11 protein-coding genes are annotated in these 10,980 nt (G+C 71.9%); 6 read left to right on the top strand and 5 right to left on the bottom strand.

The window, feature by feature from the left end:
* Positions 1-4 precede the first annotated feature (4 nt).
* Positions 5-709, bottom strand: a complete 705-nt coding sequence (locus tag OG737_RS28085; protein WP_405677303.1) for a succinate dehydrogenase — start codon at positions 707-709, stop codon at positions 5-7.
* Between the two features lie 72 nt (positions 710-781).
* Between OG737_RS28085 and OG737_RS28080 the strand changes: the two genes are divergently transcribed.
* Positions 782-1,660, top strand: coding sequence for a LysR family transcriptional regulator (locus OG737_RS28080; protein WP_405677305.1), 879 nt, complete (start codon positions 782-784; stop codon positions 1,658-1,660).
* 9 nt (positions 1,661-1,669) lie between these two features.
* On the opposite strand, the gene OG737_RS28075 is transcribed toward OG737_RS28080, so the two are convergent.
* A complete protein-coding gene (locus OG737_RS28075; RefSeq protein WP_328929002.1) occupies positions 1,670-2,320 on the bottom strand; it encodes a TetR family transcriptional regulator in 651 nt (216 codons plus the stop codon).
* A 131-nt stretch (positions 2,321-2,451) separates the two neighbouring features.
* On the opposite strand from OG737_RS28075, the gene OG737_RS28070 reads away from it, so the two are divergent.
* Positions 2,452-3,519 carry an FAD-dependent monooxygenase gene (locus OG737_RS28070; protein WP_328929001.1) on the top strand — a complete coding sequence of 356 codons (1,068 nt, stop codon included), beginning with the start codon at positions 2,452-2,454 and terminating at the stop codon, positions 3,517-3,519.
* Positions 3,520-3,531: 12 nt separating this feature from the next.
* Here OG737_RS28070 and OG737_RS28065 read toward each other — a convergent pair whose 3' ends face one another.
* Together OG737_RS28065 and OG737_RS28060 are read right to left on the bottom strand one after the other, a co-directional pair.
* Positions 3,532-5,769, bottom strand: coding sequence for a putative bifunctional diguanylate cyclase/phosphodiesterase (locus OG737_RS28065; protein WP_405677308.1), 2,238 nt, complete (start codon positions 5,767-5,769; stop codon positions 3,532-3,534).
* Positions 5,766-6,596, bottom strand: a complete 831-nt coding sequence (locus OG737_RS28060) for an SAM-dependent methyltransferase (RefSeq protein WP_328930497.1) — start codon at positions 6,594-6,596, stop codon at positions 5,766-5,768. Before OG737_RS28060 ends, OG737_RS28065 begins: the two co-directional genes overlap by 4 nt.
* Positions 6,597-7,463: 867 nt before the next feature.
* On the opposite strand from OG737_RS28060, the gene OG737_RS28055 reads away from it, so the two are divergent.
* The 3 genes from OG737_RS28055 (at position 7,464) to OG737_RS28045 (ending at position 9,275) form a co-directional block, all read left to right on the top strand.
* Positions 7,464-7,616, top strand: a complete 153-nt coding sequence (locus OG737_RS28055; RefSeq protein WP_328929000.1) for a hypothetical protein — start codon at positions 7,464-7,466, stop codon at positions 7,614-7,616.
* 43 nt (positions 7,617-7,659) lie between these two features.
* The gene (locus OG737_RS28050) at positions 7,660-8,430 is read left to right on the top strand and encodes a hypothetical protein (RefSeq protein WP_328928999.1); all 771 of its coding nucleotides are present in this window, start codon (positions 7,660-7,662) and stop codon (positions 8,428-8,430) included.
* A 257-nt stretch (positions 8,431-8,687) separates the two neighbouring features.
* The gene (locus OG737_RS28045) at positions 8,688-9,275 is read left to right on the top strand and encodes a hypothetical protein (RefSeq protein WP_405677311.1); all 588 of its coding nucleotides are present in this window, start codon (positions 8,688-8,690) and stop codon (positions 9,273-9,275) included.
* Positions 9,276-9,423: 148 nt separating this feature from the next.
* Here the strand turns inward: OG737_RS28045 and OG737_RS28040 are convergent, their stop codons facing one another.
* Positions 9,424-9,924: a hypothetical protein gene (locus OG737_RS28040; protein WP_328928997.1), complete on the bottom strand. Its 501-nt coding sequence runs from the start codon at positions 9,922-9,924 to the stop codon at positions 9,424-9,426.
* A 363-nt stretch (positions 9,925-10,287) separates the two neighbouring features.
* Here OG737_RS28040 and OG737_RS28035 point away from each other — a divergent pair, with 363 nt between their 5' ends.
* On the top strand, positions 10,288-10,950 hold the full coding sequence (locus OG737_RS28035; RefSeq protein ID WP_328928996.1) for a class F sortase: 663 nt from the start codon (positions 10,288-10,290) through the stop codon (positions 10,948-10,950).
* Positions 10,951-10,980 lie beyond the last annotated feature (30 nt).

Below are 10,980 nucleotides of genomic sequence, written 5' to 3'. Positions count from 1 at the left end.
ATGGTCAGTTCACCACTCCGGTCATGACGGCGACGGGGACGGACACGAAGCCCGCGAAGAGGACGAGGGCCAGGGCGTTGGCCAGGAACTTGAGGGTCCGGTCGCGGCGGGCGTTGCCGGCGCCGAGGGTCTGCGCGGCGCTCCAGAAGCCGTGCCGGACGTGCAGGCCGAGCGCGGCCATCGCCACGATGTAGATCGTGTTGCCGTACCAGGTGGAGAAGGTGGCGAGGACGTTCTCGTACGGGTGTCCGGCCCAGGCGCGCTCGTTGACGGTGAGCGTGGTCAGGTCGAGCACGTGCCAGACGATGAACAGGCCGAGGATGATCCCGCCCCAGCGCATGGTGCGGGTGGCGTAGCTCGCGCGGCGGCGCTTGTGGGCGTACTTCACCGGGCGGGCCTTGATGTCGCGGCGGCTGAGCTGGTACGCGGACACGGCGTGGGCGACGACCGCGGCGAGCAGGACCACGCGGGCGGCCCACAGGCCCCAGTGGCTGTGCAGGAAGGGCTCGCCCATGTGCCTCAGCCAGTGGGCGTATGCGTTGAACTCGCCCGGACCGAAGAAGATCTTGAGGTTGCCGAGCATGTGTACGACGAGGTAGCCGAGCATGATCAGTCCGGAGACCGCCATGACGGTCTTCTTCCCGATGGTGGAGTCCCAGACCGTCGAGACGGCGGAGCCGCCTGTCCGGGTGCGCGTTGCCAGAGCCATGGGATCGACGGTAGGGACGAAGGGCCCGAAAGGTCCAAGACATGATGTCGGTCATCTTGATAGACATTGCCTATGCAGTTTCAGCAGCTGGTGTATTTCGTGGCCGTCGCCGAGACCCTGCACTTCACCCGGGCGGCGGAGCGCGAGCACGTGGCGCAGCCCTCGCTGTCGCAGCAGATCAAGGCGCTGGAGCGGGAGCTCGGGGCCGAGCTGTTCAGCCGGGCGCGGGGCAACATCGCGCTGACCGAGGCGGGTGAGACGCTGCTGCCGCTGGCCCGGCGGATCCTGGCGGACGCGGACACCGCACGGCTGGAGGTGCAGGAGCTGGCGCAGCTGCGGCGGGGACGGGTGCGGCTGGGGGCCACGCCGAGCGTGTGCACGGGCCTACTGCCGGACGTGCTGCGCGCCTTCCACACCGCGCATCCTGGGATCGAGCTGGTGATCGAGGAGAGCGGTTCGCTCGACCTCGTACGGGAGCTGGCGCGCGGCGCCCTGGACCTGGCCCTGATCGCGCTGCCGCTGCCGCCCTCGGCTCCGGCGCTGACCACGGTGGAGCTGCTGACGGAGGACCTGGTGGTGGTCTCCTCCGCCGAGCTGCCGCCGCCCGGCGGGGGCGGCCCGCTGAGCATCTCCGGGCTGCGCGACGAGCCGATGGTGATGTTCCGCCACGGGTACGACCTGCGGGAGCTGACCGTGACGGCCTGCCGCGCGGAGGGCTTCGAGCCGGTGTTCACCGTGGAGGGCGGCGAGATGGACGCGGTCCTGGGCTTCGTTCGGGCGGGGCTGGGCATCGCGGTGGTCCCGGCGATGGTGGTGGACCGCGCCGGCCCCGGCCTGCGGGCGACCGCCTTGGCGGGCTCACCGCTGCGTCGCACGATCGCCCTGGCCCACCGCACCGATGTGGCTCCCCCGCGCGCGGCGCGCGAGCTGAAGCGCATCCTGGTGGGCTGACCGGGGCGGTCAGCCCGCGGTGGCCGCGGGCAGGGCCAGGTCGAGGCCGCCGGACAGCATCCCGAAAGCCGCGTCGGCGTCGGCCACAGCCGCCGGATAGGCCTCGCCGGCGCTCCGGCCGGAGTCGATGCGACGCCAGTTCTCCCGGCCCAGTTCGTGGCGCACGGCCACCAGGTGCAGCGCCGCCAGCCGGGCGGTGAGCGGTGGGGCCGACTCGGCTTCGAGGGCCGCGGCGAGCAGTTCCACTTCGCGGGTGGTGTAGAGGGCGAGGCGCGACTCCAGACTCGCGGTGGAGTAGAGCAGGCGCTGGAATGCGAGCACGTCGGGATGGTCGCAGAGCCCGGTGATCGGGTCCCGCCGGTCGAGGGCCTCCAGGAAGTGCGCGTGTACCGCGCCGACCGGGCCCTGCCCGGCCGGCCGGTCGCGCACGATGCGCGCCACCTCGTCCTGATGGTCGGCGAACCGGTCCAGGACCAGGTCCTCCTTGCTCGGGAAGTACCGGAACAGCGTGGGCTTGGAGACCTCCGCCGCGGCGGCGACGTCTGCCACCGAGACGGCGTCGAAGCCGCGCTCCAGGAAGAGTTCGAGCGCCGTGGCCGCCAGTCGGTGACGCGTACGGAGCTTCTTGTTCTCGCGCAGACCCGTCGTGTTGTTGTCCATGCTTCACACCCTAACACGAGGATGTGACCGAGTTATTTTTCATATCCGGTTACTTTTTTGACTGGGTTGCTTTTTGTGTCGGGAGCCGCTTTCCTTGAGGCAACGACAACGAGACGACGAGAGGACCTCCGATGACCGACGTTCTGATCGTGGGCTCCGGACCCACCGGACTCACCCTGGCCTGCGACCTTGCCCTCCGCGGGATCGCCGTCCGCGTCCTCGACGGACGCTCTGGGCCCCACCGCGAGTCCCGGGGCAAGGGCCTCGTCCCGAGCAGCCTGGAGGTCTTCGCCCGGCTCGGCGCCGCGGAGCGGATGGCGGCCATCGGCACCCGGGGCGTGATCCTGCGCAAGTACTTCGACGGCGCCCACATCAACGACACGCCGACCGGCGACGGCCTGCTCATCGGCCAGTGGCAGGTCGAAGAGGCTCTCCGCGAGCTGCTCGCCGGCCTCGGCGTCCCGATCGAGTACCAGGCCCAGGTCGTCGGCGTCACCCAGGACGCGACCGGGGTCACCGCGGAGCTGGCGGACGGCCGTTCGGTCCGCGCCGGCTACGCCGCCGGGTGCGACGGCGGCCACAGCTCCGTCCGCAAACTCCTCGGGATCCCCTTCGAGGGACGCACGGACGCCACGGAGACGATGGTGATCGGGGACGTGAAGGCGCCGGGGCTGAGCCGGGACCACTGGCACCAGTGGTTCACCTCGGACGGCGGGGGAATGCTGCTCTGCCCGATACCGGCGACGGACGTCTTCCAGCTCCAGGCCTCACCCGAACTCGGCGAGAACGGAGAGCCGCTGCCTCCCTCGCTGGAGGGCTTCCAGCGTCTCTTCGACCGGCACGCCCGGGTTCCGGGGATCCGGCTGACGGATCCCACCTGGCTCGCGGCCTGGCGGGTCAATGTCCGCATGGCTGCCCGGATGCGCGAGGGCCGGGTCTTCCTCGCCGGGGACGCGGCGCACGTCCATCCCATAGCCGGCGGCCTCGGCATGAACACCGGGGTGCAGGACGCGGCCGCGCTCGGCCGGACTCTGGCCGCAGCCCTGACCGACCCGGCCGCGGACGGCGTGCTCGACGCCTACGAGGCCGAGCGGCTCCCGGCGGCCGCCCACGTGCTGGCCGACACCGTCGGGCGGCACGAGCGGGTCCTGGCAGCGGTGCGCGAGCCCGGCCGCGGCACCGAGGCCGGACTGGCCTGACCCCGGGCGGGGTCAGAGCGTCGGCACCGCGTCCGAGAGGGAGAGGGTGTGGATGCGGTCGGGGGCGCCGGGGCGGGCGTAGTACCAGCCCTGGGCGGTGTCGCAGCCGAGGGCGCGCAGCTGGGCGGCCTGGGCGCCGGTCTCCACGCCTTCGACGGTGACGGCGAGTTCGAGACTGTGGGCCAGCGCGACGATCCCCTCCACGATCTTGACGTCGACGGGGTTGGCCGGGATCTGCTGCATCCCCTGGGTGAAGGAGCGGTCCAGCTTCAGGACACTGACCGGCAGGCGGCGCAGGTTGGCCAGGTTCGAGTAGCCGGTGCCGAAGTCGTCGAGGGCGATGTCCACACCGAGGGCCGCGAGCCGGCGCAATGGTTCCAGGAGTTCGTCGTCGGCGCCTATCAGGGCCGATTCGGTGACCTCCAGGCACAGTGCGCCGGGGGCGAGGCCCGACTTCTCCAGCACGGCGACGGTGTCGGCGACCAGGCCCGGATGGTGCAGCTGGGTCGGAGAGAGGTTGACGTTGATCCGCAGGGCCGAGCCGCCGTGCTGGCGCTGCCAGTTGCGGGCCTGACGGACCGCCTCCTCGAGGACCCAGCGGCCGAGCGGCACGATCAGTCCGGTCCGTTCGGCGAGCGGGATGAAGCGGTCCGGCCCTAGCACCCCGTACTGCGGGTGCGACCAGCGCACCAGCGCCTCCGCGCCGTGAACGCTGCCGTCGTGCATGTGGACCAGCGGCTGGTACTCGATGAAGAACTCGCCGCGCTCCAGCGCCGCCGGCAGGGCGTTGGTCAGACCGTGCCGGGTGATGGCCCGGGCGTCGGCCTCGGCGTCGGCGAACTCGAAACGGTTGCCGCCGGCCGCCTTGGCCCGGTACATCGTGATGTCGGCGCTGCGCAGCACCTCCGCGGGGGTGCGCTCCCCGGCCGGACCCTCGACGATGCCGATGCTGCCCCGGACCGACAGCTCGCGGCCCTCCAGCCGGATCGGCGTGGAGAGGGCCGACAGGATGCGGACCGCGAGGTCGGTCACCTTGTGCTCGATGTCGGAGCCGGTGGTCAGGGCGACGAACTCGTCGCCGCCGAGCCGGGCGACCACCTCGCCGGGGCCCGTCGCGCAGCTCTGCAGCCGGTCGGCGACCTCCACCAGCAGCCGGTCGCCCGCCGAGTGGCCGAGACTGTCGTTGACCGTCTTGAACCCGTCGAGATCCAGGTAGCACAGGCCGAAGTGGCTGCCTCCGGCCCCGCTGAGGGCCTTCTCCAGCCGCTCGAAGAACAGCGTCCGGTTGGGCAGGCCGGTCAGGGCGTCGTGCGTGGCCTCGTAGCGCAGGCGCAGGTTCAGCAGCCGGCGCTCGGTGGTGTCCTCCATCAGCGCCAGCTGGTACTGCGGCGCCCCTTCGGCGTCGCGGAGCAGGGACACCGTCAGGTTGGTCCACAGCACGGTGCCGTCGTGCCGGTAGTACGGCTTCTCCACGCGGTAGTTCTCGCGCTCGCCGCGTACCAGCTCGCCGTACATCCGCCAGACGTGCGGGGTGTCGTCGGGGTGTCCCCACTCGCTGACCTTGCGGCCCCGGACGTGCCCCTCCAGGCCGCCGAACATCTTCAGCAGCGCGTCGTTGACCTCCAGGATGTTTCCGTCCAGGTCGGCGATGCCGATCCCGACGGCCGCCCCCTCGAAGACCGCCCGGAAGCGTTCCTCGCTCGCGTGCAGGGCCTGCTGCGCATCGATGCGGGCGGTCAGCGCGGAGCGGGCTATGGCCTCCTGCTCCTTGAGGGTGCGCTCGCGCAGGGCGCGCGCGAACCCCGCCGCGATCCCGTGCTGGAGGCGGGCACAGCGGGCCCGGTACTCCTCGGTCTCCTCCACACCCGAACCACCCGGGCCGCAGTAGAGCACCAGGTACGACTCGACCACCCCGAGCGTGCCGGCCAGCGCCTCGGGGTCGGTGCAGTGCACGGCGACGAGCTCCGCCCCCACCCGCTGGGCGACGGCCGCGTCGAAGGGCCGGGCGTGCAGGGCCTCGGCGAGGGTCCGGGTGAGCGGTACGAGGTGGCGTTCGAACTCGGGACGCGTCAGCGAGGTCGCCGTCACCGGGAAGATCGCCCGTCCCCAGATGGTCGCGAAGCGGGCGATGCGGTCCTCGGTGCCGCCCTTGAGAGCCGCCGCGGGCTCGGACGGCGCCTCGGACTCGGGAGCCTCGGCGGGCGCCGCGGCGGCGTCCGGCGCGCCCGCCGTCTGTGCCGGGAGTCTCACGCCTTGCGTCCCACTCCGCTGAAGCCCGAGTAGGCGTACGGGTCCTCCTGCGCCACGCCGTCCTCCGCGTTCTCGGGGCGGTCCGGCCGCCACTCCGGCATGGAGACCAGCCCGGGCTCCAGCAGCTCGAACCCGTCGAAGAAGCGTCGGATCTGCTCGCCGCTGCGCATCACGAGGGGGTTGCGGATGTCCCGGTAGACGCTGACGGTACCGCCCGCGACCTCCTCCGTGAGCGGGATTCCCTCGAACGAGGCGTGCGTGAGGATCAGCAGGCTGCCCGGGGCCAGGGCGTCGCGCAGCTCGGCCACGGCACCGTACGGATCGTCCGCGTCCTCCAGGAAGTGCAGGACCGCGACGAGCAAGAGCGCGACCGGGCGGTCGAAGTCGAGCAGCCGGCCCACTTCGGGGGCGCCCAGGATGTCCCGCGGCTTGCGGAGATCGGCGGCGACGACGGTGCAGCGGTCGTCGCCCTCCAGGACGGCCCGGCTGTGGGCCACGGCCACCGGGTCGTGGTCGACGTAGACCACGCGCGCCTCGGGGCTGGCGGCCTGGGCGATCTCGTGGACATTGCCGAAGGTGGGGATGCCGGAGCCGATGTCGAGGAACTGCGTGACGCCCTCGGCGACGGCGTGCCGTACGGCGCGGCGCATGAATGCCCGGTTCGCCTGCATGATCTTGGGCAGGCCCGGCATGAATTCCATCGCCCGGCGGGCCGCCTGACGGTCGACCTCGAAATTGTGGGAGCCGCCCAGGTAGTAGTCGTACATGCGGGACACGCTCGGCACCGATATGTCGATACCTGGCGGGGCCCAGGCGGGGCGCTCCATCGGGGTCTCCAAGCGTTGTTCCTGCGGCGGTCCGTCCGAGGTCGGACTCCTGTCCGAGCCGAATCTACTGATCATTTCCCAACGAGGCGAGCAAAAGCGGAAATTGGCGATCCGTTCTTCGTCACACACCAAAGGCGACCGCCACCGCCGACCGGCGGATTGATCGATACCGACAAATCCCTTTTGGGAAATGCGCAGTGAGTGCCCGTACCCGCCCGACGGTCGGCTCACGGCTGGCTCAAACCTCACTGGTCACCACTCCACCCGTTCAGGCGAACCGTGACGGACCCTCGCGTGCGCGGGTGTGCGCGGGCCCATGCTCCCGGGGTGAACAGAGCCTGTGCCAGGCGCTTGCTGGCGGTCCCGGTCCTGCTGTGGGCGGCCTTGTCCGTCACGCCGGCCGTGGCTGATAGCTGCGCTTACGCGACGACCGACGCCGACGACGGCGCGACCGCCATCACGGTGGTCGCAGTGGCCTCCGGCGGCGGCCGCGGAGACGGCCCGGGTGGCGGACATCACGGCCGCGACCACGGCCATGACCACGACGGCGACCACGGAGGAGGGCACGGGGGAGGGCACGGGGGCGGCCACCACGGCGGGCACCACTGCCCGCCGCCTCCCCCGCCGTGCCCCCCGAAGCCGACTCCCCCGCCGAAGCCGACTCCGCCGCCCAAACCCACTCCGCCCCCTACGCCGGCCCCGCCGCCCGTACCCGTCCCGCCCCCGAAGCCCACGCCGCCGCCACCGCCCAAGCCGGCGCCGAAACCCGTACCGAAGCCCGTCGCTCCCGAACCGGCCCCGCCGAAACCGGCGCCCGCGCCACCCCGGGTCGTCAAGGCGCCCGCCCCACCGCCGCCCACCCCTGTGGTGACACCGCCGCCCGCGCCCAGGCCGGTGGCCCGTCCCGCCTACCACGCCCCTGCCCGCAAGCCGGTCGAGCACCACGTCTCGCCGGTGACCTTCACCCTGCTGACCGCGGCGCCCGCGGTGCTCGCGATCGTCGCGCTGCGCCCGCGCTAGACCCTGCCGCCGAAGTCCCGCCCGTACCCGATTGGGAGTCATCTTGTCGGAATGGCTCGTCCTGACCATCGCGATGGCCGCGGCCTGTGCCGTGGTGCTGTCCATCACCTTCTTCAACCACCGCCGGATCGGCGAGGACGACGATCCGAACGAGACCCCGGACGTCATCGAGTACATGACGATGATGATCGGGGTGATCTACGCGATCGTGCTGGGCCTGGCGATCGCCGGTGTCTGGGAGGGCCGCGGTGCCGCCCAGGAGTACGTGCGCCAGGAGGCGCAGGCCCTGCACGAGATCAGCGTCCGCTCCGAGGTCTACCCGGCCGAGGTGCGCAAGAAGATCCGGTCCGACGTCGACGCGTACGTGACGTACGTGGTGGACACGGAGTGGCAGGAGATGGCCGACAACGGCGAGCTCACGGACCGCGGCGGGGAACTGCTGGAACGGATCCGCCGGGACGTCACCGACTACGAGCCGAAGACCGACCACGAAGGGCAGGCGTACCAGCCGCTGGTCGACCAGGTCGCGGTGGCGGACGACGCCCGCAGCGCGCGCGGCGAGAGCGCCGGGGCCACCATGCCGGGGGTGGTGTGGTTCGGGCTGATCACCGGGGCCCTGGTGACGGTCGGTCTGATCTTCACCCTGCAGATCCGGCGGTCGTTCCGGGAACTGCTGCTGGCAGGCCTGTTCAGCGCGCTCATCGCCTTCCTGCTGTTCCTCATCTGGGACTTCGACGCGCCGTTCGGGCGAGGCGTCGCGGCCACCGCCGAACCGTTCCTCTCACAGTTCCCGCATCTGGGCCTCACGGACTGAGGGCCCCGAAAGCAGCCGAAGGCCGCTGAAGGCCCTTGAAGGCCCTTGAAGGCCGGCGGAAGCCGTCGCACTCCGGCGTCCGGCAAACCGGGGACGGGCCTCCCGTCCCCGGTTCGGCCCAGTGCCGTGCCCCATTCGCCCGCTCCTGATCGCGGGTGCCCGCCCCCCGGCCTAGCGTGTCGAACATCGAGGCGCACGACCCCCCCACGTGCGGAAACCCTTCCGCGGCTGCTCCTCGGGGATCCGGAGAATCAACCATGGGTGCGATACGTATCTCCGCCATAGCCCTGCTGAGCGCCGCCGCAACGGGCGCCGTACTCGCGCTCGGTGCCCTCGGCGCGCCCGCCGCGACCGCGGCCGGGCCCCGGCAGGTCACCTCGTTCGGCTTCGCCCTCACCCCCTCGACCGTCGCCCCCGGCGGTCAGACGGTGCTCTCCGTCACCGGCTGCAACGCCGCCTACTCCACCGCCTCCTCCGGGGTCTTCGACACCGTGAGCATCGCCCGCGGCCAGACCGTACGGGTCACGGTGGACCGCGACGCCCGGCCCGGGGCCTTGTACTCCGTCTCCTTCACCTGCAACGGGGAGACCGGTTCGGCCGACCTGACGATCGCCGGCGGCACGAGCAGACCGACCACCAGCTCCACGCGGGCCGCGGCCAGGGGCGTCGCCACGGTCGTAGCCACCGGCGCCACTTCCTCCACGCTGGGTGTCCGCGGCGGTCTGGGCGGCAGCGTCGCCGGCATGGACCCCGTCGAGCTCGGCGTGGGAGCCGGCCTCTTCCTCGCCGCCGCCGGCGGCACGGCGTATGCCCTGCGCCGCCGGGCCACCGGTCGCGGGCACTGAGCCCCCCGTGCCGACCGGACTCCAGTCAACCGCCGGTGACCCCGGGTCCTGGCCAGGACCCGGGGCGACCGGCGGTTGGGGGCTGCCTTCCGGGTCCGGCCCGACCCGGAAGTCGCCCCCGGGGGAACTGACCGGGGAGGTCGGCCGGTCAGGCCCGGGCGCGGACCGGGCGGCGGCGGCGCATCACGTGGGCGCCCGCGCCGAGCGCCGCCGCGCCGACGAGGCCCGCGCCGATGGCGGTCTCGGCGGTGGACGGGCCGATGGAGCCGCCGATGCCGCCCTGGGCGGGGTTGCCCTCCAGGATCCTGAAGCGGGCGGTGGCGACCAGGCTGTTGTCGTTGCACTTGACCTGCAGCGTGTGGTTGCCGGGAGAGGCGTGGTTGAAGATCCGGACGGTGGCGAAGCCGATGGACCCCGCGGACAGGTTGGCCGGCGGAAAGTTGCCCGGCGAGGAGACGGTACCGCCGTGTCCACAGCCCGCCGCGCTCACCTGCATCGTGGATCCCTGGTGCACGGCAAACGGGTTGACCGAGATGTTGCTCGGTCCGCCACCCCCGCCCATCGGGGAGTTCGCGGCGGCGAACGGGGTACTGAGGCCGATCACGGCGCAGGCTGCCGCCGTCACGGTGAGAGCGCGGAAAGCACGCATGGTGGAACCTCCAGCGGAAAGCGCCCCGGAGCGTCGGCCCCGGATGATCGACGAGAACGCCTCCCACGTCGAACCCTCGGGGCGGGCCGCAACCTCCGCATTTCCGCCTTTGGGCCGCCCGGTTGAGCGACACGCCGAAGCGCGCTCCGGGCAACTGACGGATCCGCAGGTCACGACCCGTCAGGCATTTATGTGACGATTACCTGGATGGGCGCACCCCTTCCGGCCCCTTCCGGGCCCCGCCACCCGTTCGCCCCTCCCCCCTCGCCGTCCTGCCGACGCACCCTTAGCGTGCGTGAAGTAGGGCGTACTGGGGCGGGACAGGAACGCGGGTCGGGACCCCCGCGTCGGGAAGGGAGAACGATGGGCGAGGACGAGACCGGCCAGTCACGCAAACGCTCACCGTGGGGCGTACTCGCCCTGGTCATGCTCACCGGCCTCGCGATGGTGCGAAACGGTGTGGACATCGGCGACGGGCCACCCCAGCCGACCGCGGCCTCGGCCGTCGCGGTGACAGCGGACCAGCTGCCGGCGAACCCTCCGGAGGCGCCCGCGGACCTGGAGGTACTGGAGCACTCCTCGGTGCAGCGCATCCGGATCCCCACGATCAACGTGGACGCTCCGGTGATGACGGTCGGCCTGGACGCGGAGGGCTGGATCGACGCGCCGCCGCCGCAGGACCGGAACCTCGCCGGCTGGTACCTCAACGGCATTTCGCCGGGCCAGCGGGGTTCGGCCGTGATCGTGGGCCACGTGGACAACGCGCAGGGCCCGGCGGTCTTCTACGGCCTGGGTTCGATCAAGCCGGGGAACCAGATCGAGGTGGAGCGGTACGACGGGCGCACCGCCGTGTTCGAGGTGTACGGCGTGGAGGTGTTCTCCAAGGAGTCCTTCCCCGGAGCCCGGGTCTACGGGGACACCGGGCATCCGGAACTCCGGGTCATCACCTGCGGCGGCGGCTACTCCAAGGCCCGGGGGTACGACGGCAACGTGGTCGTCTTCGCCCGCATGGTGGACGCGCGCTGAGCGGTGCGCTGCCGCCCCGCCGGGCAGCGA

The sequence above is a fragment of the Streptomyces sp. NBC_00122 genome (genome assembly GCF_045160845.1).
Lineage (GTDB): Bacteria > Actinomycetota > Actinomycetes > Streptomycetales > Streptomycetaceae > Streptomyces.
The sequence above is the reverse complement of the archived record's forward strand: the minus strand, read 5'-3'. Positions and strand labels throughout refer to the sequence as shown.